Here is a 23,348-nt window from a genome sequence, read left to right as displayed (position 1 = left end):
AGCAACATGACCAGCAGCAGTGACATCGCATTCGACGCGAGGACGGTCGAGGAGATCCGCGATCGCGGCATCCCGGCCACCGCCGCCTCGGCGCTTCGGGAAGTCGCCCGTCGCGAATTGCGCCACGGCCGTGGCTACTTGGTTCTCCAGGCTCCGAAGGACCTGGTACTGACCGACGCGAGATCGCTGCTGATCGCGGTCTCCCACGTACTGGGCACTGTGATGCCCCAGGACTTCGAGGGCGAGCGAATCCGTGAAGTCCGCGATCGCGGCTCCGACATCACCATGAGCCGCTCCGCGCGCTACTCCGACACACGGTTCGGCGGTCATCTGCACACCGACGGAATGCACCGGCCAGGGCATATACCGGACTACTTCACGCTCTACTGCCATCGGCCGGCGATCAGCGGCGGCGAGTCGGTGTTCCTACATGTCGAGGACATCATCGAACGGCTCCGGCCACGACCCGCAGTACTGGCGGTCCTGGCGCAGAACTTCCACTTCGACTCACGCGACACCAGCGGCATCGGACCCTGTACGGTCCTGCGGCCGGTCCTCGAAGACACGCCAGCCGGCATGCGTATCAACTACCTGCGGCAGTACATCGACAGCGGGCACACCACCCCCGGTGTGCCCGGCCTCAGCGCTGAACAGATCGCCGCCCTGGACGCGATGGACGAGGTACTCACCGACACGTCGCTGTACCGGTTCGCGCGTCTCAACAGCGGTCAGTTGATGGTCATCAATAATCGCAGGCTCGTGCACGGGCGGACCGACTTCACTGACAGCGAGGCCCCGGAGCGGCGCCGCCTGCTGCTCCGCACCTGGATCGACGCCCGTTGAGCGACGCGGGAGTGTCTATTCAACGGGCCTGTCTCGCTTTCGGTAGTGACGGAGAGCGCTGCTATCCGAGGAGGATGCGGTGGCGAAGCAGGGTGAAGCCTGCCCGTCCGCCATCTGGCGCGCGATCCGCTTGGTCTTGGTGTTGAACGCTCCCGGTAGGACTCGTTGTTGTACGGAAGCGTGAGCCCGGCGATCACGGCGACGAGGTTCGGGAGTCTCTAATCAACGGCGTATCCCATGATCAATGAGCAAGACCGCCGTGGAGCCGCTAACCGTCCAGGAGCGGCCGATGAAGTGTCTGGTGCGACGGCGGCCGAGCAGTTGGTCGCGATGCTCGTGGACCACGCTCGTGCGAAGGACTTCAACTGACCGTCGAGGGTCGATTGCTGCAGCAGCTGGCGGACGCGCCGAGGGTGCCCTGCCCCGAGCACGGAGTGACGGTCGCCTTCCCCGCCCGCTCGGCGAGACGGTAGACGGTGCACGCGCCGAATGCCCGTATCGCCGAGGCGCGGTAGCCTGCGCGCAGTTCGGTCAGCGATCGCGGCACGGGTCGCTTGGGCGGGCGCATCCGGGCGACGACCGCCTGGCAGCCCAGCGCATGTGCGGCCCGCTCCCCCAGCGAATGCCCCTACCTCTCCGCGCCACGGGGGTGTGCGCCCTCCCGCCCATGCACACGACAAGAACCGGGATTCCTTGCGTTCTCTGCCACCAGGCCACACGGAGTTGGTGTACCGGCTCTACAGCGCCCAGTCGCCATTCCCATAACGAGAAGACGTCCTGGACCGCTGGTGCCCCCGAGACTGCCACCGGCTCTACCCCGTCGAGTGGAGAGAGGCGATGCCACCACTGCCAGGCAACGACATACGCGTATACCTACACGCCACTCCCCCACCCGACGGCTGAAGACGTCCCGGCCCCGGTCACGTCACCAGCCGGCCCAACCCGAGCGAAACACCCACAGCCCCCGGCACCCGCCGGGGGCTTCGTGCTTCCCGGAGGAGACCGACGTGCCCACGTACGAGGCCCTGCACCGCTTCACCGCCGACCACCACCACCGCCTCCTCCTCCTCCTCCCCCCCCCATTACCGTTTTGGTTGCCCCGCAATGGGGCGCCCGGCCTCCGGAGTTGGCATGACTTTCTCCCCCTGTCGATCGCATGTCTTGGGGGGTGGTGTCACCGGCCCCGGAGGCATCGACAGACCGCTAATTAGGGGCATGACCACCGGCCTTTCCGCAGGTCGGGAGGCTCTTCGTAATGTGGATGTGGCGATCGGTGCCGTGGGACGGCCGGGCGGCAGGGACGACCGGAGGACGCACGTGATCGACATCAGCGGCATCGGCGCCTTCCTCGGCCTGGACGTCGGTAAGGGCGGACACCACGCCACCGCCGTCACCCCGGCCGGGAAGAAAGCCTTCGACAAGCGGCTGCCCAACAGTGAGCCCAAGCTCCGCGAGGTGTTCGGGAAACTGCAGGCCAAGCACGGAACCGTGCTCGTCGTGGTCGACCAGCCGGCCTCCATCGGCGCACTGCCGCTGGCCGTCGCGAGAGACATGGGCTGCCCGGTCGCCTATCTGCCGGGGCTGACGATGCGGCGGATCGCCGATCTCTACCCGGGCGAGGCCAAGACCGATGCCCGCGACGCGTTCGTCATCGCGGACGCGGCCCGCGTCATGCCTCACACGCTCCGCTCGGTCGATCTCGAGGACGAGACCATCGCCGAGCTGGAGATGATCGTCGGCTTCGACGACGACCTGGCCGGTGAAGCGACGCGGATCAGCAACCGGCTTCGGGGCCTGCTGACGCAGATCCATCCGTCGCTGGAACGGGTTCTGGGGCCGCGAGTGCAGCACCCGGCCGTGCTCAGGCTGCTCGACCATTTCGGCTCGCCCGCCCAGATACGCAAGGCCGGACGGCGTCGGCTCGTGACGCTGATCCGTCCGAAGGCCCCGCGGATGGCCGAGCGTCTTGTCGATGACATTTTCACGGCACTGGATGAACAGACCGTCGTCGTTCCGGGCACCGGCGCGGCTGCACTGATCGTTCCCAGCCTCGCCAACTCGCTCCAGGCGGTTCTTGACCAGCGCAGACTCCTCGCCGCCCGGATCGAGGAACTGCTGGAGGACCACCCTCTTTCCAAGGTCCTGACGTCCATGCCGGGGATCGGCGTCAGGACCGGAGCACGCATCCTCATCGACGTCGGCGACGGCAGCTCGTTCCCGTCCGCCGCCCACCTCGCCGCCTACGCCGGCCTCGCCCCAGCGACCCGCAGCTCGGGCTCGTCAATCCGTGGTGAGCAACCGTCCAGGAGGGGAAACAAGCAGCTCAAACGGGCCTTCTTCCTCTCCGCGTTCGCCGCCCTGGCCGACCCGGTCTCCAGGGCCTACTACGACAAGAAGATCAGCCAGGGCAAACACCACACCCAAGCTCTCCTCTGCCTCGCCCGACGACGAGCCGACGTGCTCTTCGCCATGCTCCGCGACGGCACCTTCTACGAACCCCAACCCGCCCCATCAGCTTGACCAAACCCATAGGGGCCCCCCCCCGAACAACGACAGGCTTCCGCCACACCGTCAACGCCTTCGTCGACGACCTCCGCACCGGCCAGGGCTTCCGTCCCGGGCTCCGCGTGAAATGCGTACAGACCATGCCGGGCGTGTACGAACTCTCCTGGTCGAGGGCGCCAGGTGTCCGGGACGCGCGACGTGGGCCTACGGCCCGCCGATAGCCCCCGGCGAGCAGCACATCATCTGGCGACGCATCGGCGGACACGCGATCCTGTCCGTGCCCTAGCCCGGGACACCGAGCGAGGTCCGTACCAGTCAGCCCTCCAGCCGCTATCGCCACCGGGACGTGCTGGCCGCGCCTGTCCGGGTCCCCTTGCCTCAGCCCTCCCCGCGCGGCATGAGACGCGGGTGAACCGGTGGGCCGGGCGGCGTTGCGGGCTCCGGGGCACGGGCCCAGCCGTGGTCGTGCAGGGTCTCGGTCTCCCAGTCCCCGAACAGCCGGGGCAAGGCGTTGGGGTCGCGGTCGGGGTCCCGGTGCCAGCGGATGAACGCGGAGGCGGCGGGACGGCGGGCGGCGCAGGCCGGGCAGAGCTCCATCCACACACCCGTCATCAGCGGGCCGTTCCAGTGCAGCGCTCGCGAGCGGGACGTGCCTCCGGGGCGAACTGAGAGCATGGGCTCATGGACGATGCGGCAGACCTCGGCAGGTTCCTTGTGCGCAGCGCGCATGAGTCGGAGTCGGACGCGCTGGTTGGTATCGACTCGGTCGCGGTCGGAGGTGACGCCGGGAGACGGGCGAGCATCCGAAGATGGTGCCAGCAGGGCCTCGTTGTCGTGGCAGAGGACACGTCTGGCCTGCTCGGCTACTGCGTGGTCGAGTACACGTTCTTCGAGCAGGGCTTCGTCACGATGCTCATGGTGGCCCCGTCGGCCCGCGGCAGGGGTGTTGGCCGTCGCTTGCTGGACGCTGCGGCCGCCTCGTGCACGACACCGAAGCTCTTCACCTCGGCCAATGTCTCCAACCAGCCGATGCAGCGACTGCTCCAGAAGGCCGGATGGATCCCGGCCGGCCTTCTCCACGGCCTCGACGAGGGCGACCCCGAGCTGTTCTACCTCCACCGACCACAAACCGGACGGACGCACGTGTGACCTGAAGCGGACCGCACGAGTCCATCGGATGCGCCGTCTCCAAGGAGCCGGGCCGCGTCCAGCCCTCCGGCGGCACCGGAGGCGGGCGCGATGTCGGGGTCGGCGGGGAGAGCGAGGTGGCGGCGCGCGGCGGTGGTGGCCGCCGCCACGGCGGCGAGGGCCCCGGCGGTCTCCGGGCTGATCCGCGAGAGGGCGGCGCCCAGGACGCCGATCGCGTCCAGAGCATCCTCGGCCGCGCCCGTGCTCCACGCCGTCGGGGTGGCGGCGTCAGCGAGATGGCAGGCGCTCACCACCGCCAGCTCCGCCCGTGCTTCGGCTCCGGGCGGGGCGCGCGGGCCCGGGAAGCAAGCTCCACCCCGCGCAGTGTGCGGCCGAACTCGTCCGCTCCGGGGCGCTGCTGGATCGTCCAGGTCCGCAGCAGATCGCGCAGCCAGCGTTGCCGGATCGTGCGCAGGTCGACGGACTTGGGGGTTCTGATGCCCGCCAGTGTGCGGGACCGCTGGCCCAGCGCGCGCAGGTCCAGGATGTCGTCCTGGGCCGGTGCCACCCCGCAGGGGACGACCACCCTCACCCGCCCCAACAGCAGCCCCCTCCAGGGCACCTTCACGTACAGCGACGGCGGGGAGTCGGGCAAGCCGAGCAAGCTCAACAACGGCGGGCCCTACAGCATCGGCACCTACAACATGCTGATCATCGTCGCCGAGAACGGCGACGACTCCGACTACAACGACGCCATCATCGAGTTCAGCTGGCACACACCCCGCTAGACCCACACCCCGGACAAGTCGGCCACCCGCTCCCGGGGATGACCGGTGCGCACGATCACACCCACGCTGCACTCCCGCCCCGCTTCCGGCCAGGGATGCCGTATGCGGGGACACCAGCACCGACCAACCGCGAGCGTGACCGGTGCGGGACGAAGGGCCGGGAAGAGGATCGGAAAGCCCGCTCGCCATCGGGCCTGTCGGGCCGCTCACGGCCGGACCGAACCACCGGGCACGGGCACGGGCACATCTTCCGTGAAGCAAGGGGCACGGCCGGACAGGCCGTGCCCCTTCGTCCCACCCAGCTGCGACCGGAGGCGACCGGGAGGCCTGGGTGGCCGGGACATGCGGGGCCCGTTCACTCCGACGAGTGACAGAGCGTCAGTTCCCAGTCACATGATCCCACCGTGCGTTTCCGCACGCCGGGAGAGCGGCAGCCTTCCCGGGCCGTGACCCGCGACCGGGCTCGGTTCACCGCTGTTCTGCCGAGAGAAGGTATGCCATGTCCTGGCAGTCGTACGTGGACAACGATCTTGTGGGTTCGGGCCGGGTCCAGGCCGCGGCCATCATCGACGCCGCGAACGGGAACACCCGGGCGACAACCGCCGGGCTGCTCAAGCCCGGCGAGGGCGCCGCCATCGTGGCACTGTTCAGGAAGCCGGCCGACGTCTTCGCCAAGGGCGTCACCGTCAGCGGTGTCAAGTACATGGGGATCAAGGGGGACTCCCGCTCGGTCTACGGCAAGAAGGGCGCCACCGGCGTCGTCCTGGTCAAGACCAACCAGAGCATCCTCATCGGCCGCTACAACGAGACACAGCAGCCGGGCGACGCCGCACTGGTCGTGGAACAGCTCGCCGACCGCCTCATCGAGCAAGGCGACTAGAAAGGCCCGCCCAGCGGGAGCCGCCCGGCCGGGCGGGGAACCGGGCGCACGCGCGGCGCCTGGCGCCGGGCCCGGGACATGATGCCCCCGTGACCCGGTGGCATGTCCGGTCCGTTTCGGGCCGCAGGTGGTGTCAGGCTGCGGTTCCGTGGTGCGCAGCGGTGTCGCGTCGCTCCACCCAGGCCGGTCCGAGAACGTCAGGCCCAGGATGCCGCCGCTGGCCGGCCGGCGGCGGCATCTACCGCTGCACCGGCGACCAGCCCGGCTGATCCTGCCCCACCATGCGTGCGGGCCCGCGGCCAGAACAGGCCGGGGCCCGCACGCGGGTGCTGCGCGGCTCCCGGTCAGCGCCGGGGAAGGCGTTCCTGCGGGCCGCCGTGGACGGAATCGGCGCGCCGCAGGCCGCACCGCCGGAGCGTTTCCCACGCACCACGTGGCCTCCGCCTCCGTACGCACCACGGCGCGTGCCCACAGGCGATGCGGCGCGCTCCACCGGACGGGCATCAGCCCGGAGTCCGGTGGACGGCACAGTGGCGTCGGTGTCTGCTCCCCCGGGCAGACCGTGCGTCCGCGGGTGGGAGATCCGCTTTCTGCCGAGGATGCGCCCGCGGGCGCTGTGGTGGCGCATCCAGCGGGCGATGGCTCGCAGCGTCACGGGCCTGGTGACCAGGGCGATCTAGGTCGTGGTGCGAGCGTCACCGGTGAGGGTGTGGGGGCCGCCGTGTCCGGGGCTGTTGAGTGCGGTCCGGGCACGGCGGTGGGGTGGGCCTCAGGCGAGGGCGAGGCTGATCTGGTTGTTGAAGATCACCCAGTGCTGGCCGCGGTCGGCGCTGTCGCACGGCTTGGTCGAGATGTTCGGGGTTCCCCAGGCGTTGGCGAGACAGTAGGCCGAGTCGAAGGTGAGGGAGATCTGCTGCCCCGAGACGGACCAGTACTGGCCCTGGTCGGCGGGGTCGCACGGCTTCGTGGAGATGCCCGGGGTGCCCCAGGCGTTGGCGAGACAGTAACCCCGCGCGTTGGTGAGGGAGATCTGCTGCCCCGAGACGGTCCACTGCTGGCCGCGGTCGGCGTTGTCGCACGGCTTGCTCGAGATGTCCGGCGTGCCCCAGGCGTTGGCCAGACAGTAGCGGCCGGGGACACGCTGGGACGGGGCGGCGGTCTCCGAGGCCCCCGCCCCGGTGGCCGGGAGGAGCGAGGCCGTCAGGGCCAGCGCGGCGAGGGCGAGCGTCCTGCGGAATGCGATTGCCATGGGTGGAATCCGTTCCTGTAGGCATGCGGTTCATGCACGGCCATGAGATGCTTCCCGGCCCGGGCCCGGGCGCAAGACCATTGGTAGCAGCGGCTGCTGACCGGCCGACAGATCCACGTCACCCGTTCATCCGAACGAGCAGGCCACGGGCGCCGAGCTGACAGGCACCCGGACTGGTCGAGCGGAGCGGCCGGCGGAACCCGGGCCCCGGAGGCAGGACGGACGGCCGCGCCCACAGCGAGAGGCAGCAGAACTCAGCCTTCCGAGGCAGTGCATCGTCCGCGGCCCGGCCACCGATGTGGTCACCCGCGTTTCCGGGGCGGCCGTCCGGTCCCGCGGACACTCCTGCGGCACCGCAGCGCTGCGACCTGCCGGTGAGCGCGGCCGGCGGCGACCCGCTGGACGGGGTCGAGGGCAGCGCTCCCGCCGGGTTCGTCTCCCGCTTCCCCGCCATCAGCTCCACCGCCCCATCACCCGCGACCGGCCGCCCGCCACACACCGGCCCTCGGTCGTCGGCAGGGCTCCAGCCCACCGGTGATTCGCCCCCGCCAGTGCGCAAGATCACGCGATGTCAGATGCGGTATCACTCGTCCGGCACGGTGCCTTAGAGTCCGGGAGGGGCCCGCCGGTCCCTTTGAGAACGGGATGTGTGCTGTGGCGGATGAAAAAATATCGGATCGCCTGATCGGCTTGTTGTCGGTTCGCGGTGAGGACCTGGCCTCGGAGTGGGCGGACAAGGTCACCGGTTCGCTGGGTGGGCGCGTCAGCCGCGGAGAGGTCCAGCGCGAACTGCAGGAGCTGTACGGCGCCCTGGTGGCCGCCCTGGGTGAGGGACACCTGGACGGGCGTGCGGAGGCCTTCGGCGAGGTCCGCGCCCTGCTGACCGAGCTGTCGCGGACCCGGGCCCAGCAGGGGTTCACCCCGACCGAGACCGCGGTGAGCGTGTTCGCGCTCAAGGAGGTTCTGGAGCCGGCGCTGGACGGCAAGGACAGCGATGTCCCTGTGTACCTGAAGTTCGCCGCCCTGCTGGACTACCTGGGCCTGTTCACCATCGAGGTGTACACGCGTACCCGAGAGGAGCTGATCTCGGCGCAGGCCGAGCAGCTGATGGAGCTTTCCACGCCGGTGGTGAAGCTGTGGGACGGGGTCATCGGTGTTCCGCTGGTCGGCACCCTGGACTCGGCGCGCACCATGGTCGTGATGGAGAAGATGCTCCAGGCTCTGATCGACACGGGCTCCGAGCAGGCCATCATCGACATCACCGGTGTCCCCGCGGTCGACACCGAGGTCGCCCAGCACCTGCTCAAGACGGTCGTCGCCGCGCGCCTGATGGGTGCGGAGTGCACGATCTCGGGGATCCGGCCGCAGATCGCGCAGACGATCGTGGCGCTGGGGATCGACTTCGGTGACATCGTCACCAAGGCCACCCTCGCCGACGCCCTGCGGCACGCGCTGCGCCGCTCCGGTGTGACCTTCTCGCGTACCGCCCCGCAGGCCGGTAGCCGGTGAGCGAGCAGGTACCGGTCCTTCGGATCGGACAAGTACTGCTGGTGTCCATCCAGACGGATCTGGACGACCAGGCGGTGCTGCAATTGCAGGACGACCTCGCCGCCGCGGTCGTGGACTCCGGCGCGCACGGGGTGGTCATCGACATCACCGCCGTGGAGATCGTGGACTCCTTCGTGGGCCGGATGCTGTCCACCATCGCCTCCATCTCCCGCCTGCTGGACGCCCAGACCGTCGTGGTCGGCATGCGTCCGGCTGTCGCCATCACCCTCGTCGAGCTCGGGCTCTCGCTGGGCGGGGTGCGCACCGCGCTCACCTTGGACAAGGGCCTGAAGGTCCTGGCACGGGCCCGCAGGAACGCGGTGGCCGATACGACGGCGGATGCCTGGGGTGATTTCGGGGATGAGGGCGTGGCGCCGGATTCCGCGGCCGGGCAGTGAGCGGCCTTGGTCGTGACCCTCAGGTGCTGGAGATCTCCGCCAACGCCGGCGTCGTTCAGGCCCGGCAGATGGTCCGCGCCCTGGCCCAGGAGTGCAGGCTGTCCCTGGTGGAGCAGACCAAGCTGATCACCGCGGCCAGCGAGCTGGCCCGTAACACCCTCATCTACGGCGGTGGTGGCGCGATGACGGCCGCACTGGTCGAGGAAAGAGGTCGCCGCGGTGTACGCCTGGTCTTCGCCGATGAGGGGCCCGGCATCCCCGACACCGACCTGGCGATGACCGACGGCTGGACCTCGGGCAGCGGTATGGGCCTTGGCCTGTCCGGGTCCAAGCGACTGGTCGACGACTTCGTCCTGGACACCGGGCCGGGTCGCGGCACCACCGTCACCATCACCAAGTGGGCCCGGTGATCGCCGTGGGCAAGCCGCTGCTGCTGGACTGCGAGGACGTCGCCTGGTTCCGTGATCAGCCCGACGCCGCTCGCGGTGCGGCCGCCGCTCTGGGCCGGCGTGTCGGACTGGGAGAGCACCGCACTGCCCAGCTGGTGCTCGCCGTCGCCGAATTGGCGACGAACGTCACCAAGCACAGCAACGACGGCTCCGTACTGCTGCGTGTGCTGCGCGATCCCGCGGTGGCCGGTGTCGAGGTGCTCGTGCTCGACACCGGGCCGGGCATGGCCGATGTACCGGCGGCCTTGCGTGACGGGGTATCGACGATCGGGACTCTGGGCATCGGCCTGGGCTCGGTGAAGCGTCTGGCGGACCGGTTCGATGTTCACTCCGTGCCGGGCGTCGGTACCGTGCAGCTGGCCCGGTTCTGGCCCCGCCCCCTGCCGGCTTCGGTGGCCGGTGAGGCAGTCGTGGGCGGCATCACGAGGCCCATCGGCGGTGAGGTTGTCTGTGGTGACGCATGGGCCGCACGCACCGACGCGGGTGCGGGTGAGGAGGCCGCACGGGTACCGGCCGAGCAGAGCGGATCCCGTCTGACCGGCTCCGGCGCCGTGCCGGACTGGTCGGCCATGACCGCGGCCGGAACGGGTCACAGGGCCGCGCGGCACGCCGCGGCGGAACCGGTGCGCTCGTCGCGGCAGGCGGGCGAGCGCTCGGAGCTCGTTCGCGGTGCCGCTGAGGGGCCGGGGCAGGGGGTGCTGGTGATGTCGTGCGACGGGCTCGGCCACGGCCCGATGGCCGCGCGCGCCTCGCAGGCCGCCGTCCATGCCTTTCGGACAGGGGCCGGCCGTACCCCCGAGCAAGTGGTGGAGGAGGTGCACCGGGCCTTGCGCGGGACCCGTGGGGCCGCGGTGGCCGTGGCCCGCCTGGAGGCGGGTGGGCGGCTGCTGTTCTGCGGCATCGGGAACATCGCCGCCTCCGTCGTCACCACGGGGACCCGAGCGAACCTGCTCTCCCATCCCGGGATCGTCGGCAGCCAGATGCGCCAGCTGCGCACCTACGAACAGCGGATGCCTGCCGGCGGAACGCTGGTGATGCACTCCGACGGACTGAGTGAACGCTGGAGACCCGGGGACCTGGCCACGCTGCTCCACCACCCGCCCGCCGTGATAGCCGCCGGACTCCTGCGTCATGCCGGGACCCGTCGCGACGACGCCAGCGTCGTGATCGCCAAGGGAGCCTGGTGAACGTGCCCGCCCCCCGCAGCCGAGCCGCCGGCCTGGCCACAGCGGTCGCCACCGAGCAGGACGTGTTCGCCCTGCGGCGGCGGGCCAAGTTCGTCGCTCAGGCCGTCGGCCTCGACAACCGCGACCAGGTCCGCCTCGCCACCGCCCTCAGTGAGCTGGGGCGTGACCTGCTGCGTCCCGCGCCGATGACCGTCACCTTCGACGTGCTCCGGGAGCCGCCCGCGCTGAGGGCTTCACTGCGGTGGCGCGACGACCGCACGCCGAGCAACGAGTCGCTGGCCTCGGTCACCCGGCTGCTGCCGCAGACGAGTTACGAGTCTGCCCTGCACGCCCGGGTACGTGGGGCCGCGGCTTCCGACGGCGTCGGCGGCCGGATCGACATCGTCTGCCCGCTCCCGGCATCCGCCCCGGTCCCGGACATGGACCAGGTCGCGGCGCTTCTGGAGGCGGATGCGCCCGCGAGCGCGATCGACGACCTGCGGGCACAGACCCGCGACCTGATGGCCGCGCTGGAGGAGGCACACGCCCAGCGCGACGAGCTCGAACGCCTCAACGAGGAACTCACCGAGACCAACGCCGGGGTGATGGCCCTCTACGCGGAACTCACCGTCGAGCACAAGGACGTCGTCCAGCGCTACGGGGAAGAACACGAACTCGCCCTGACCCTCCAGCGCTCCTTCCTGCCGACCAGCCTCCCGGACAGCCCCGGCGTCGAACTCGCCTTCCGCTACCTGCCCTCCACCACCACGGCCGAGATCGGCGGCGACTTCTACGAAGCCCTTCACACCCCCCACGGACTCCTCCTGGCCGTGGGCGACGTCGCCGGGCACTCCATGCAGGCCGCCATGGTCATGGGCCAGCTCCGCCACGCCCTCCGCGCCTACGCCGCCCAGGGGCACCCCCCTCACACCCTGCTGGAACACCTCGACCACCTGATGGGCCTGCACCAGCCCGGCTGGACCACCAGCCTGTGCATCGCCCTGATCGAACCCGGCAACACGCGTATCCACATCGCCAACGCCGGTCACCTGCCGCCACTGCTCCTGCCGCCGGACGGCCCGCCGCGGTTTCTGCGCGAACACGGCCCCCTGCTCGGCATCGGGCTGCCCCAGCCGCCCGCTGTCAGCCACACCGTCGAGCCCGGCAGCCGACTCCTCATGATCACCGACGGACTCATCGAGAACCGCGACAGCGACCTCTACGCCCGTCTCGATCTCCTCGCCGCCACCGCCGCGACCGGCCCCGAGGAACCCGAAGCCCTCTGCATGAAACTCACGGAGGCATTCGCCGGGGATCCCGACGACGACATCATCATCTTCACCGCCAGAATCCGGCCCCCCGTATGAAGCCCGCGCCCCCGCCTCCGCGTGAGCGCACCGGCCGGAACCCTGACCGGGTCCCGGCCGTTTCCCCCTTGAGGGCAGGTACCTTCCGCACCCGCGGCGTCCCGTCGGTCGGTGTCGGGTGCTCGGGTGCTGCGGCGGGACCGTCGGGCCGGGTCCGTAGGGTGTGCGAGGGAAGCGACCAGGTGAACAGGCGCTCGGCAGGTAAGGCAGGCTCCATGGACCAGGCTGCGGACGGCAACGACGAGCAGCTGCAAGCCGGTGCGCTCAAATCCTCCACGCAGTTCCACGGCACGGAAGCCGTCGCGCAGGCCCGCGCCAGGGCCCACACGTTCCTCGCCGGCCTGCGGAACGAGCACGGTGTGCCCGTCTCCGGCCTCGCCGCGGAACTCGTCGAACTCGTGGTCAGCGAACTCGTCACGAACGCCCGCAAGTACGCCCCCGGCCCCTACCTGCTGACCCTCGAACTCCGCGACGTCTGCGTCGAGGTGAGCGTCCGGGACAGCAACCCCGCCCTGCCGACGATTCTGGCACCCGACCCTTATCGCATCGGCCGACACGGGCTCGAAATTGTCGCGGCCTCCGCGCAGACCTTGCGCATCGAGCGGGAACCCGGCGGCAAACGCATCACCGCGGCCGTCGCCCTGGCCGGCCCCGCGGACAGCTGAGGGTCACCCGTCCCACTCCTCGCCATGCTGCCCACCGCCCCGGCACCGAAGCGGACCAGGCAGCGAGTGCCGGACGACGCTGCGCGCCTTGCAGGTACGGTCTGTCCCACCCCCACACCCGATACCCGATACCCGGAGGAAAGAAGAGCGTGCAGCACGAGCAGAAGGGGGCATCGCAGCCCATCGTGATCCGTGTGACCGGCGAGCTGGACATGGACCGGGCGCAAGCACTCCGCGTCGACCTCGAGAAGGCCATCGAAGCGGCGCCCGGATCCGCCGCAGTGACCGTCGACCTCAGCGACCTGACCTTCTGCGACTCCTCAGGACTCAACGTGCTCCTCGGCGCCCGCCTCCACGCGCAGGAAGCAGGCCACGTCCTGCGCCTCGCCGGACCGCCCCGGCAGGTGCTGAACCTTCTGGAGATGACCGGCGCGATCGCCTTGTTCCCCATCGACCGGACCCCGCCCACCTGAGCCACCACGGGTACCCGCGTACGTCTCCCCGGCAGGGCGTTGCGGCACTCATCTCCACGAAGGCGGGCCCACCAGGTGCGGTCGCGCGCCTTGCCTGTGCCTCGCGTCAGGTGGCGGGAGGTTACGCGACGGCTGCCGTCAGAGCCGGGCGGTGGGCGAACACCCCGAAGGTGCCCGTCATCCCCAGACGCCACCGGACCAGTGGGCTCGGGGGTCCGATCAGGACCAGGGGGCGGGCGGCGCGGGCAGACGCTGGAGTGCGGCCGGTTCCCGTGCCTTCACCTCCCACTGGGCCGGACGGGCGGGTTCGAGCCGTGGCGGCGGACACATCGCGCCGCCGGTCCACATCTGCGGACTCCCTCACCGGCTGTGAACGCGCCGTCACCTCACGGGGAAGTAGTGGCCAGGCCCAGCTCTTCGCACACCTCGGTGCGGCGGGACACCATCTCGCCAGCCGGTATGCGGCCTGCTCACAGGTGGGCGTCCAAGAACTCCCTGAGCGCGGCCCCGGCCATCGGACCGCTCCCGGCCGCAGTCGCCTCGCCCCGATCGATCAGCACGAAGGAGGGCGCGCCGGTGACGCCGTACCGCCGTACCGGGCCGGGGCACCTGGCGATGTCGGCCCGCACGACGATCAGCCGCCCCTGGTAGGCGTCGGCCGCCTCCCGCACCAGGGGCTCCATTTCCTTGCATGCTGCCACGGCCTTGGGCCACACCCCGTGGAAGTACGCGAGTACCGGGACGTCCGCCCTCGCCAGGATGAACTCGAACTCGGCGTCCTCCTGGGGTTGATGGACCCTGTCTGCCATCGGCACTCCTTGACGCTGCACTCGACGTGAGGCAGTGGGTGCCTCCTTGTGTCTGCTGCCCGAGGTGGCGCGCACCGCCCGTCAGTGGGCCTTGCGCACACGGCCGGCCTTGCGGGCCTCTGCCATCATGCGCGCCTCCGCGGCTTTCCGGGATTCCTTCGGCGGGCGGGCGCCCAGACCCCGGAAGGCCGCGTTGCCGGTGTTTGCCTTGTCCTGCACCGGCGGGCGCTTCGCGCCGGTGATCGTGGTCAGCCTCTCCTCGCCGGAGCGGACCTGGGTGACCGTGGGCCGGATGCCGGCATCCGACATCATCCGGTTCACGTCCCGGCGCTGGCTTGGCGTGACCAGGGTGACCACACTGCCGGACTCGCCGGCACGCGCGGTGCGCCCGCCGCGGTGGAGGTAGTCCTTGGGTTCGGAGGGAGGATCGACGTTGACGACGAGGTCCAGCTGCTCGACGTGGATGCCACGGGCGGCAACGTTGGTGGCGACCAGCACCGTGATCGCGCCGTCCTTGAACCGGGCCAGCGTGTGCGTTCGCTGCGGCTGCGACTTCCCGCTGTGCAGAGCACCTGCCTTGATGCCGCTGCTCCGCAGATGGCGGGTGAACTGATCCACAGCGTGCTTGGTGTCCAGGAACATCAGCACCCGCCCGTCCCGGGCCGCGATCTCGGTGGCTGTCGCGTATTTGTCGGCGGGATGGACGTTCAGCACGTGGTGCTCCATCGTCGCGACCGAACCCTCCGCCCGGTCGACCGTGGCGAGCACCGGCTCACTCAGATGGTCCCTGACAAGTTGATCGACGTTCCGGTCGAGCGTCGCGGAGAACAGCATCCGCTGCCCGCCGCGGGGAACCTGCTCCAGGATCTGCGAGACCTGCGGCAGGAAGCCCATGTCGCACATCTGGTCCGCCTCGTCCAGCACCGCGATCCGTACCCGGTCCAGGTGGCAGTCCCGCCGGGTGACGAGATCGGCCAGCCGTCCCGGCGTCGCCACCACGACCTCGGCACCTGCCCGGAGAGCCGCCGCCTGCCGGTTGATCGCCAGCCCGCCCACCACGGTCACCGACCGTAGTCCGAGCGCCTCCGCATAGGGAGCCAGCACCTCGCTCACCTGCTGCGCGAGTTCCCTCGTCGGCACCAGGACCAGCGCGAGGGGGCGCTTCGGTTCGGCGCGATGGCCCGCCGTACGGGCGAGGAGCGCCAGCCCGAAGGCGAGGGTTTTCCCCGATCCGGTCCGCGCGCGGCCCAGGACGTCCCGGCTGGCCAGCGCGCTGGGCAGGATGGCCGCCTGGATCGGGAACGGATCCCGTACGCCGAGCTCCGCCAGCACCCTCATCAGCTCGACCGGCAGTTCCAGGTCCGCGAAGGACACGGCCGGCGGAAGGCCGGGGGCCGACGTCCCCGGCACTGAGAGCTCGCCCTGCGGGGCCCTCCCCTGGTCAGACCTGCCTGGTCCGGAGCGGCCGAAGGAGGGCTGCTTCGCCTTCATGGGGTCCTTCCTCATTTCGATGCCCTGAACGGGCCGGGGCCCGTGCCTTGTCCGGCACGGGCCCCGGTTGTCTGCGAGCGTGACCCCCGACCTTACCAGCGCCGGACTCACGTCAGCCGTCCCGCCGCCCGGCCGGTGACGGACTCGTTCTCGCGCGGCTCCCAGCGCCGGCCACATCACCACCCTGCGAATGTCTCACCGCCCAGGACCACCGAAACCTGGCTTTGTGAGTGAGCTGCGAGAGCTCCCGCAGCTCAGCCGGGAACGAGCAGCCAGGCTGGCTTCAGCGTCCCTGCCGTCGGGCCGGCCGAAGCCGAGGAGGGAGGACCCCTCCGGTCGTCGTCAGGTGAGAGGGGCGGCAAGGAGCGGTGGCATTGTCCGCGTACGGACCGGGCCCCGCCCGCGCCCGGCAGACAGCGTTCTCCACCAGGCGCCGGGCGGACGCGCGCGGCACGCCGGTGAGGTAGTCGGTCAGGACGTGATCGTCGTCGCCGTAGGGCTCGTAGGCGTCGTCGCTGGTGAGGAGGAGCCGTCCGGGGCGGGCCTGTCCACGGACGGTCTCCGCGGCGGGGTGGCGTAGCGTTCTTCGGTCTGCTTGCCGTCCGAGCCCGCGCCGAGGCAGGCGGTGAGGGCGTTGCGGTCTCCGTGGCCGTCGTAGGCGCGGCGTTGGTTGTGGTCCTCGGGGATGAGGCGGAGGTGTCCGTCGAGGAGGAGGTACAGGGACGGTCCGGCTGCCCGGTCGCCCTCGCCCTCGCCCTCGCCCTCGCCCTCGCCCTCGCCCTCGCCCTCGCCCTCGCCCTCGGCGGATGCTGCGGAGCGGGTTCACCGTCCCACGCCTCCACCCTCATCGCCACCACATGGGTGTGGCCCGCGCTCTCCACATCCAGCCGGCCCGGAAACGCGGTCAGCAGAGCACCACTCCCCCGCCCTTCCGGTGACGGCCGTCTCGACGCACATGTGCGCGGGTGATCCCGGTCAGCGGCGGCCGGTGGCCAGGATGACGAGGAACTGGCCGCCGCCCGCCTCGATACCGGCGGTCACGGGCAGCCCCGGTACCAGTCGGGAGAACCGGTCCTCCAGCCAATCGGCCGCCTCTTGGGCGTCCTTCCTGGTCGGGCACCGGCCCACCATCTCGCGGCCTCCCTTGCGCGACAGCCTTTCGGCAACGGCGAGCAGCGGCGCGGGTTCGACTACGTACAGGCGCTCCGGCCAGGCGATGACCGCCTTGACCGCGCCCTTGCGGGTATTGCACCCGCGATGCGCGAGCCGCTCGGCGACCTTGGCCTTCCGGTCTGCGGTGCGGCTGTCGACACTGGGCCCCCGCGGGTCGTTCACCGACTCGTCGGGGTCGACCGGTTCGTCACACACCCAGCACCGCCAGCCGTCGCGCTCGGCCACATCATCAAGAAGACTCATCCGAGCAAACTAACCTGCCCGGCCCCCACCCACGCACCAGGGCCCGGCAACGCCTCAACACGGGGCGGCTGGGATGAGCGCGGCGCTCTGGTCCGGCACCGGCTCCACGACAGCTGCCCGCCCGCAGTGAGGAAGGCGTTGACGCTGAACCACCGCACCGTGTTGGGCCCCGGGCGGGGCGTCTGGTTCGAGGACATACCGGCTGTACGCAGCTTCGCGAGCCGGCACCACGCGGGGTGACCACAGGCAAGGCCGCTCCGGCTACGAGTCGTGGCCGGAGCGGGCCGACTGATCTTGCTGGACTTCGCCCCGGATGCGGTGGAGATCGCCTCACAGCCGTTCCGGCTCCACTTTCAGCGCGGCACCTTCGGCGACTTCTGCAGGCCGCCCGGTCGCTTGTTCATCATGTCGAGGGTCGGCCAAGGAGGACCGCCGCGCAGTACGCGCAGAAACTCCTCTCCGAAGCGCCTCCCGTTCGGAAACTGGTCGCCAAGCTCCCAACGCCACGCGGCGACCATCGCGAGAACGAGTTGTCGACACTCGTCCAGAAGCCCTTGGTCGATGTTCGGGTAGTTGTTGCAGACCGCCTCGGGAACATGGGCGAGGTCGAACTCGACGGGTCCACGACAGCACGTCTCCAGGTCGATGAACAAAGGGCCGTTCCCCGTGCTGAGCACATTGCCCGGATGCGGCTCTCCGTGGAGCAGCTGCTCCACGGCGCCGCGCTTCTCGATCGCGCTTCGCAGGCCGGCCAGCCTCCCGCCGAGGAACACTCGGTCTGCGTCGGCGAGCTCCGGCGAGCGGTCCGGGTCGGCGACAACTCCTTCCGCCTCAGCGATCCGGTCCGTGAACCTCAGGCTCGGCATATCGACGTCGCGCATGCCGGCGTGCAGCTGCTCCAGTGCCTTGGCGTATTCGACCGGTGAGAAGCGAGGTGCCACAGTCTCGTAGTAGGTCCACAGCGTGACTGCGAATCCATCACGCGTGTACACACGCGGGTCCGCCCGAGGCTCCAAGGGGCACACCGGGCATCCGATCTCGGTGAGCTGCTGAGCGAGCTCGACTTCGAACTGTGCAACCTCTCGCCCCACAGGAGCGACTCGGGCAAAGACGTCGCATGGAGTCAGCCGCAGCGCCAGCTTGTTCGAGTTGTGGAGAACGATCGCGTCGTCGGCCGGCAGGTCGAGCAACGTGGCGACCGAAGTCGCAGCCGCGATCGCACGCGTGACATCGGTGATCTCCACCCTTGAAGCTTGGCACAGGTGAGCGACAGAGGTGCCGACAATCATGGCTCGTCACATCAGCCAGGCCTCTCACTCAACCTTCGCTGAGAATCGCTCAACCTCCACTGCGAGGTAGACGCAGCGCGCTGGCGCATGCCCGGCGTCACCGCCCGTGTCGATCATGGCGACCCGCATGCCGACGTCGCGCAGCCATGCCGTGGCGTGCTCGGTCAGCCGCCCCCGTTGGCCAGTCCGAGTGTCCCCGCTGGACAACACCTTCGCGGCTCAGCGCCAGGGCCCCGCCGGTAGAGTCGCTCCGGGGAGAGCGCTGATCTGGGGGACTCATGACGGCAACGAATGCACCGCCCATCGTCTTGGTACACGGGACGCGGTTCAGTGCGGGACAGTGGAGCCCGCAGCTCGCCGCACTTCAAGAGGACTTCCCGGTAGCCGCCGTCGACCTGCCTGGCCACGGCACCCGCTCCGCTCAACCCTGGAGCCTGAACGCGGCGACGGAGATCATCGCTTCCGCGGTGGACTCGCTCGACCGCGGGCCGGCTCTGGTCGTCGGGCACTCGCTCGGCGGATACGCCTCACTGGAGTTCGCGCGGCGCTGCCCGGAGCAGCTGCGCGGGCTGGTCCTTACGGGGGCCAGCGCCTCAACTTGTGGCCCGTGGGCGACGCCGTATCGGTGGGTCGCCGGGCTCATCCCTCGCATACCGGCGGACCGGTTGGCCCGGTGGAACGACCGGTTGCTGCGTCGGCTCTATCCTCCCGAGGTGGTGGAGGCGACCATCCGCTCCGGCTACGCCTTCCACACTGTGTCGGCCGCCTGGGGCGAGGTGCTGGGCCGATTCGACGCGGGTGCGATGCGTCATGTGGCGGCGCCCGTGCTCATCCTGAACGGCGAGAAGGACACCGTCTTCCGGTCCGGCGAGATCGACTTCGTCCGCGCGCATCCGCACGCCCGCGTCGAGTTGATCCCGCGGGCAGGACATCTCGCGAACTTCGACGATCCAGATGCCTTCACCGAAGCCGTCCGCCGCTTCGCCCGGCATCTATCTGTTCGCAGCTGAGTGCGCCATAGTCAGAGGTTCTGCGCCGTAGCAGTCGTCGCGCTCGGCGCTACACGATCGCCACGGCCAGGTAACGACCCTCCCTGGCGCGGTTCCGGTACACCGGTGGCCCCCGGGAACGGCTACTTCTGACCCATGGGCACCACGTTGGCCCCGACCTGCGGCGCCGACGGGGCGAACCCGCATCCCAGCGAGGCCAGCACGCGCAGCGACATTCCGGCCAGGAAGACCCTGCGGCGACCGAGCAGGTCCGCGGCGCGGCCGCACAACAGCAGCAGGCCGGCGAAGGCCAGCGCATAGGCCTGACCGCCCAGTGGATGGTGGCGCCGTGCGCCCGGAACTCCCGCTCGATGGCCGGCAGGGCGGTCAGCAGACTGGTGCCGTCCAGGATGGTCATGAAGAACGCCGTGCCCAGCAGCACCAGCACCCGCCACTTCGAAGGGGACGGCCGCGGGCTCACCCGTACCCTCCCGCACCCAGCTCGGCTCCCAGCGCGTCGAGCCAGTCGCCGGTGCCGATCTCCCGCCAGGAAGACTCCTCCCGACCGTCGAGGAAGGTGCCCTGCTCGGTGAGGACCAGCCGGGTGCCCCCGTCGGCCGGGCAGAACTCCACGGTCGTCAGCGACGCCGTCGCGAGAGCGTCCCCCGCGTACAGCACAGAGGTGTAGACGATGCGCTCGTCCGGGACGATGTCGCGGTACAGCGCCTCGAACGTCAGCGACGGGCCGCTGTCCGGACGGCTGCGGTTGACCTCCCGGCCCCCGACCCGGAAGTCCAGCTCATGGTCGGCGTCGGGCGTGGAGAACCAGCGGGCCTTGGCCTTCGGGTCGGCCCATTCCGCGAACACCCGGGCCGCCGGGGCCGGGTAGAGGCGTTCGAGGGTGAACGTGGCGTGGGTGACGCAACGGTCGGTCATCACGGGCTCCCTTGCTCCGGTGTGCCGGGATCGTCGAGCAGGTGGTCGCCGAGCCGGTCCAGCAGCCGTTCCCAGGAGGTGCGCTGCCCGGCGAGCCAGTCCTCGGCCGTCCGCAGCACGTCCGGCTCGATGCGGCAGATGCGGACGCGGCCGGTCTTCTCGGATCTGACCAGCCCGCAGGCTTCCAGCACCTGGATGTGCTGCATGACGGCCGGTAGTGACATCTCCAGTGGCCTCGCCAGTTCGCTGACCGACACCGGCCCGCGGACCAAGCGCTCCACCATCGCCCGGCGCGTTCCGTCCGCCAGCGCCTGGAAAACCCGGTCCAGCGATCCGCCATAGTTAGGCATGTCATTGACTATGAGTCGGCACCTACCTATAGCCGAGTGTTTCCTTGACCAACGAGCCGATCACGGTGGTCATCGGAGCATCCCCGCGTAGCGGGACCGACGTGCCCGCGCCGTGGACCGACGGTGTTCGGGCTCGGCAAGCGGCGTCGCGCGATCCGGGTCCGGCCGGGGAGCCGGCCCATTGCCGGCAAGGGTGAGCCGTCACTCAGCCGGCCTGAGTCCACGAGCCGCTCGCCGCGGCGTGCGCAGCCGTCCACGTGATCCTCGCGGCCACCGGCCACGGGCAGGGGCCCGGGGATTCCGGGAGGGAGGACGCGCACCCGCCTCCGTCTGGTCCTTTGCTCCCGCCGGTGGGGCGCAGCGACCAGACGAAGGCCGTGCGGGGAATGAGTCCGCGCTACCGCGAGGTCCCGTGCGAGGGGTTCGCGGCGCCGTCATACCCCCCGGTCAACGCTTCAGTTCGTCGTGCGGCGACCGCGGCTGAAGAGCAGGGCACCCACGGCGAACGCGGCGGCGCCCCCGGCCCAGGTCACAGCACCGGCCAGCGGGGAACCGGAAGGCTGCGACCGGGCGGAGACCGGTGCGGGCGGGTGCTCGTCCCCGCCGTGCCCCGCGTGGCTGACGGTCGAGCGGGACGCGCCCGCATCGATCTTCCCCTCGGTCGGAGCCTTGGCCGTGGACGTGGCCGCCGTACCGAAGGCGACGTCCGAGCAGCCGTAGAACGCCTCGGGACTGTCGTGGCGCTGCCAGACCTTGTAGACGATGTGGCGGCCTGTGCGGGCGGGGAGGGCGCCGGTGAACCGGTAGTAGCCGTTGTCGCTGGCGCGCGGTGTGGCGTAGGTGCCCACCGGGGTCGCGTCCAGGTCCGACCACTTCAGCGGTTTCGTCGGGTCGAAGCCCTGCTTGGTGATGTACATGGTCATCGTGCCCAGGTGGGCCGCGGTGATCCGCACGTTGAAGTTGTAGGGACCCGGGGCGACCGTCGTGGCGGGCCAGTCGGTGCGGGCCCAGTCCAGGGCGCGGTACTTCGTGCGGTTGGCGGAACAGAGCTTGCCGTCGGGAATGATCTGCTGGTGCTTGCTGTCGGCGTTGGCGATGTTCACCTCGTTCCAGTCGTACAGCGGCTGGGTCCCGGAGTCGGCGACGAGGTCCTTGCAGACCTGGGACTTCGGCGTCTCCGGGCCTTCGGCGAAGCAGGCGCTCACCCGGCTGACCGGCCCGAAGACGGAGCCGTGGGCGCTCGCGGGTGAGGGTGTCAGGGATATGAATGTCGCGGCGGATACGACCACGGAGGCTGTGGCGAGGCTGCGTCGGACAGCGGACATGGGGGCTCACTCCCGTACGTGTAGGGACGTCGCGAGGGATGGGACGACACCGGCCCGGGTGTGTGGGGTTGGGGCGGTGGTCTGCACCAGAGGATCACATTGGTCCGTACCAATAGCAAGGGAGTTGTGTGCCAACTGCCGGCCCTCCCCAGGGGAGGAGGTTTCCCTCGCCAGGCCAGTAGTCGGCGCGCAGCCGGTCACGGTTCCCGGACCGTCCACATTGGTACGCGCAGGCGGCAACCCGCCAGATCCGGTCCGCCCCTACCGGAGGCCGACAAGCCGGACCCGCCCGCAACGACCCGACGCACACCCCCTACGCCCCGGCCCGCAGCCGAACCGCGACACCACCCACCCCAACAGCCCCCGGAGCAAAGGGGCGGAGTCGCTTCGCGCTGTCCGACACGGGGGTCCTGTGACTGCGTCCTCACTCCTCTGGTGCGACCTCGTTTCGCACTCTCATGAGACCGGTGCCACGGCGTCGATCGTCGGCTCTCCGGCCGGACTTCGGGGACCGACCGCGCTCGGCGATGAGCCGCCGGTAGTTCGGGCACCGGGTGACATTCTCGTACTCGCAGTTCAGGCCGCCCTCGATGAGCTCCTACGAACTGCTGTCCCTCATCCCGGGCTCGACCGTCGTGGACGTCGGCTGCGGAGCCGGACGAGCCGTCGCCGAACTGGCCGAACGAGGCGTCCACGCGGTGGGCGTGGACCCCAGTCCGAGGATGCTGGCGGCGGCCCGGGGGCGGTGGCCGGAGGCCGAGTTCCGGGAGGCGGGGGCGGAGGATCTGCCGTTCGCCGAGGGAAGTGTGCGCGGTTACCGTGCCGACAAGGTCTTCCACGTACTTCAGGAGCCAGGACGCGCGGTGGCGGAAGCACGACGGGTCCTCTGCCCGGGCGGCAGGATCGCCCTGGTCGGTCAGGACTGGGACGCCATCATGATCGACTCGGATGACGCGGCGTTCACCCGCACGATCGTGCACGCCCGCGCCGACCTCCTGGGCACGCCCCGCGCCGGCCGCCAGTACCGCAGCCTGCTCCTGGCCGGCGGCTTCGACGATGTCACGGTCGAGGCGCACACCAGCGTGTTCACCGACCCCGCGATGCTGCCGCTGCTCGCGAGGCTCGCCGAGCCGGCCTGCGCCGGCGGCGCCGTCGGCCGTGACCAGGCGGATGAATGGCTCGCCGAGCAGCGCCGCCGCGCCGAGGCCGGCCGCCTCCTCATCGCCATTCCGTTCTTCGTGGCCTCCGCTTCCGCCTGAGCGGGAGCGCGCTGTCCCAGGCTTC

At 70.3% G+C, this 23,348-nt stretch carries 24 protein-coding genes and 1 pseudogene; 15 read left to right on the top strand and 10 right to left on the bottom strand.

What is annotated here, in order from left to right; all coding sequences use genetic code 11:
- The first annotated feature begins 6 nt into the window (after window positions 1–6).
- Window positions 7–843: a TauD/TfdA family dioxygenase gene (locus tag OG711_RS38030; RefSeq protein ID WP_329563503.1), complete on the top strand. Its 837-nt coding sequence runs from the start codon at window positions 7–9 to the stop codon at window positions 841–843.
- Between the two features lie 1,317 nt (window positions 844–2,160).
- The gene (locus OG711_RS38025; protein ID WP_329563501.1) at window positions 2,161–3,363 is read left to right on the top strand and encodes an IS110 family RNA-guided transposase; all 1,203 of its coding nucleotides are present in this window, start codon (window positions 2,161–2,163) and stop codon (window positions 3,361–3,363) included.
- Between the two features lie 363 nt (window positions 3,364–3,726).
- Here OG711_RS38025 and OG711_RS38020 read toward each other — a convergent pair whose 3' ends face one another.
- Window positions 3,727–4,077: a DUF6300 family protein gene (locus tag OG711_RS38020; RefSeq protein WP_329563499.1), complete on the bottom strand. Its 351-nt coding sequence runs from the start codon at window positions 4,075–4,077 to the stop codon at window positions 3,727–3,729.
- Between OG711_RS38020 and OG711_RS38015 the strand changes: the two genes are divergently transcribed.
- Entirely contained in the window at window positions 4,030–4,497 is a 468-nt protein-coding gene (locus OG711_RS38015) for a GNAT family N-acetyltransferase (protein WP_073787932.1), read from the top strand. The genes OG711_RS38020 and OG711_RS38015 overlap by 48 nt on opposite strands.
- Window positions 4,498–4,783: 286 nt before the next feature.
- Here OG711_RS38015 and OG711_RS38010 read toward each other — a convergent pair whose 3' ends face one another.
- Complete coding sequence (locus tag OG711_RS38010) at window positions 4,784–5,044, bottom strand: hypothetical protein (RefSeq protein WP_329563497.1); 261 nt, start codon at window positions 5,042–5,044, stop codon at window positions 4,784–4,786.
- On the opposite strand from OG711_RS38010, the gene OG711_RS38005 reads away from it, so the two are divergent.
- Both OG711_RS38005 and OG711_RS38000 read left to right on the top strand, forming a co-directional pair.
- On the top strand, window positions 5,022–5,264 hold the full coding sequence (locus OG711_RS38005; protein WP_266510683.1) for a fucose-binding lectin II: 243 nt from the start codon (window positions 5,022–5,024) through the stop codon (window positions 5,262–5,264). The genes OG711_RS38010 and OG711_RS38005 overlap by 23 nt on opposite strands.
- 499 nt (window positions 5,265–5,763) lie before the next feature.
- Window positions 5,764–6,144, top strand: coding sequence for a profilin (locus OG711_RS38000; protein ID WP_073787938.1), 381 nt, complete (start codon window positions 5,764–5,766; stop codon window positions 6,142–6,144).
- A gap of 769 nt (window positions 6,145–6,913) precedes the next feature.
- On the opposite strand, the gene OG711_RS37995 is transcribed toward OG711_RS38000, so the two are convergent.
- Complete coding sequence (locus tag OG711_RS37995) at window positions 6,914–7,393, bottom strand: ricin-type beta-trefoil lectin domain protein (RefSeq protein WP_329563495.1); 480 nt, start codon at window positions 7,391–7,393, stop codon at window positions 6,914–6,916.
- Between the two features lie 654 nt (window positions 7,394–8,047).
- On the opposite strand from OG711_RS37995, the gene OG711_RS37990 reads away from it, so the two are divergent.
- The 7 genes and pseudogenes from OG711_RS37990 (at window position 8,048) to OG711_RS37960 (ending at window position 13,459) form a co-directional block, all read left to right on the top strand.
- On the top strand, window positions 8,048–8,902 hold the full coding sequence (locus OG711_RS37990) for an STAS domain-containing protein (protein WP_385926156.1): 855 nt from the start codon (window positions 8,048–8,050) through the stop codon (window positions 8,900–8,902).
- Window positions 8,899–9,252, top strand: a pseudogene (locus OG711_RS37985) (STAS domain-containing protein); the annotation flags it as partial. The gene OG711_RS37990 and the pseudogene OG711_RS37985, both read left to right, overlap by 4 nt.
- A 155-nt stretch (window positions 9,253–9,407) precedes the next feature.
- Entirely contained in the window at window positions 9,408–9,749 is a 342-nt protein-coding gene (locus tag OG711_RS37980; RefSeq protein ID WP_245876808.1) for an ATP-binding protein, read from the top strand.
- Window positions 9,737–10,975, top strand: a complete 1,239-nt coding sequence (locus OG711_RS37975) for an ATP-binding SpoIIE family protein phosphatase (RefSeq protein WP_329563492.1) — start codon at window positions 9,737–9,739, stop codon at window positions 10,973–10,975. Before OG711_RS37980 ends, OG711_RS37975 begins: the two co-directional genes overlap by 13 nt.
- Window positions 10,972–12,321, top strand: coding sequence for a PP2C family protein-serine/threonine phosphatase (locus tag OG711_RS37970; protein ID WP_329563490.1), 1,350 nt, complete (start codon window positions 10,972–10,974; stop codon window positions 12,319–12,321). The genes OG711_RS37975 and OG711_RS37970 overlap by 4 nt, the downstream gene beginning before the upstream one ends.
- Window positions 12,322–12,536: 215 nt before the next feature.
- Complete coding sequence (locus tag OG711_RS37965; RefSeq protein WP_073787953.1) at window positions 12,537–12,986, top strand: ATP-binding protein; 450 nt, start codon at window positions 12,537–12,539, stop codon at window positions 12,984–12,986.
- A 149-nt stretch (window positions 12,987–13,135) separates the two neighbouring features.
- Window positions 13,136–13,459: an STAS domain-containing protein gene (locus OG711_RS37960; RefSeq protein WP_329563487.1), complete on the top strand. Its 324-nt coding sequence runs from the start codon at window positions 13,136–13,138 to the stop codon at window positions 13,457–13,459.
- A 470-nt stretch (window positions 13,460–13,929) separates the two neighbouring features.
- On the opposite strand, the gene OG711_RS37955 is transcribed toward OG711_RS37960, so the two are convergent.
- Together OG711_RS37955 and OG711_RS37950 are read right to left on the bottom strand one after the other, a co-directional pair.
- Entirely contained in the window at window positions 13,930–14,268 is a 339-nt protein-coding gene (locus OG711_RS37955; protein ID WP_073787957.1) for a thioredoxin family protein, read from the bottom strand.
- 81 nt (window positions 14,269–14,349) lie between these two features.
- Window positions 14,350–15,759, bottom strand: a complete 1,410-nt coding sequence (locus tag OG711_RS37950) for a DEAD/DEAH box helicase (RefSeq protein WP_329563484.1) — start codon at window positions 15,757–15,759, stop codon at window positions 14,350–14,352.
- Between the two features lie 696 nt (window positions 15,760–16,455).
- Between OG711_RS37950 and OG711_RS37945 the strand changes: the two genes are divergently transcribed.
- Entirely contained in the window at window positions 16,456–16,728 is a 273-nt protein-coding gene (locus tag OG711_RS37945) for a hypothetical protein (RefSeq protein ID WP_329563483.1), read from the top strand.
- 6 nt (window positions 16,729–16,734) lie between these two features.
- Here the strand turns inward: OG711_RS37945 and OG711_RS37940 are convergent, their stop codons facing one another.
- Both OG711_RS37940 and OG711_RS37935 read right to left on the bottom strand, forming a co-directional pair.
- A complete protein-coding gene (locus tag OG711_RS37940; protein ID WP_329563481.1) occupies window positions 16,735–17,175 on the bottom strand; it encodes a hypothetical protein in 441 nt (146 codons plus the stop codon).
- 353 nt (window positions 17,176–17,528) lie between these two features.
- Window positions 17,529–18,419, bottom strand: a complete 891-nt coding sequence (locus tag OG711_RS37935; RefSeq protein WP_329563479.1) for an aminoglycoside phosphotransferase family protein — start codon at window positions 18,417–18,419, stop codon at window positions 17,529–17,531.
- A 323-nt stretch (window positions 18,420–18,742) separates the two neighbouring features.
- On the opposite strand from OG711_RS37935, the gene OG711_RS37930 reads away from it, so the two are divergent.
- Window positions 18,743–19,474 (top strand): alpha/beta fold hydrolase, encoded by a 732-nt coding sequence (locus tag OG711_RS37930; protein WP_329563477.1) that lies wholly within the window; start codon window positions 18,743–18,745, stop codon window positions 19,472–19,474.
- Between the two features lie 456 nt (window positions 19,475–19,930).
- Here the strand turns inward: OG711_RS37930 and OG711_RS37925 are convergent, their stop codons facing one another.
- The 3 genes from OG711_RS37925 to OG711_RS37915 all read right to left on the bottom strand — a co-directional run bounded on the left by OG711_RS37925 (window position 19,931) and on the right by OG711_RS37915 (window position 22,064).
- Window positions 19,931–20,389 (bottom strand): SRPBCC family protein, encoded by a 459-nt coding sequence (locus tag OG711_RS37925; protein WP_073787969.1) that lies wholly within the window; start codon window positions 20,387–20,389, stop codon window positions 19,931–19,933.
- On the bottom strand, window positions 20,389–20,739 hold the full coding sequence (locus OG711_RS37920) for an ArsR/SmtB family transcription factor (protein ID WP_329563474.1): 351 nt from the start codon (window positions 20,737–20,739) through the stop codon (window positions 20,389–20,391). The genes OG711_RS37925 and OG711_RS37920 overlap by 1 nt, the downstream gene beginning before the upstream one ends.
- Window positions 20,740–21,194: 455 nt before the next feature.
- Entirely contained in the window at window positions 21,195–22,064 is an 870-nt protein-coding gene (locus OG711_RS37915; RefSeq protein WP_073787971.1) for a lytic polysaccharide monooxygenase auxiliary activity family 9 protein, read from the bottom strand.
- Between the two features lie 590 nt (window positions 22,065–22,654).
- On the opposite strand from OG711_RS37915, the gene OG711_RS37910 reads away from it, so the two are divergent.
- Window positions 22,655–23,323, top strand: a complete 669-nt coding sequence (locus OG711_RS37910; protein WP_329563471.1) for a methyltransferase domain-containing protein — start codon at window positions 22,655–22,657, stop codon at window positions 23,321–23,323.
- Window positions 23,324–23,348: the final 25 nt, after the last annotated feature.

This window comes from Streptomyces uncialis (genome assembly GCF_036250755.1).
Taxonomy (GTDB): domain Bacteria; phylum Actinomycetota; class Actinomycetes; order Streptomycetales; family Streptomycetaceae; genus Streptomyces; species Streptomyces uncialis.
Note: the sequence above shows the minus strand (reverse complement) of the source record. Positions and strands in the feature narration are given on the sequence as shown.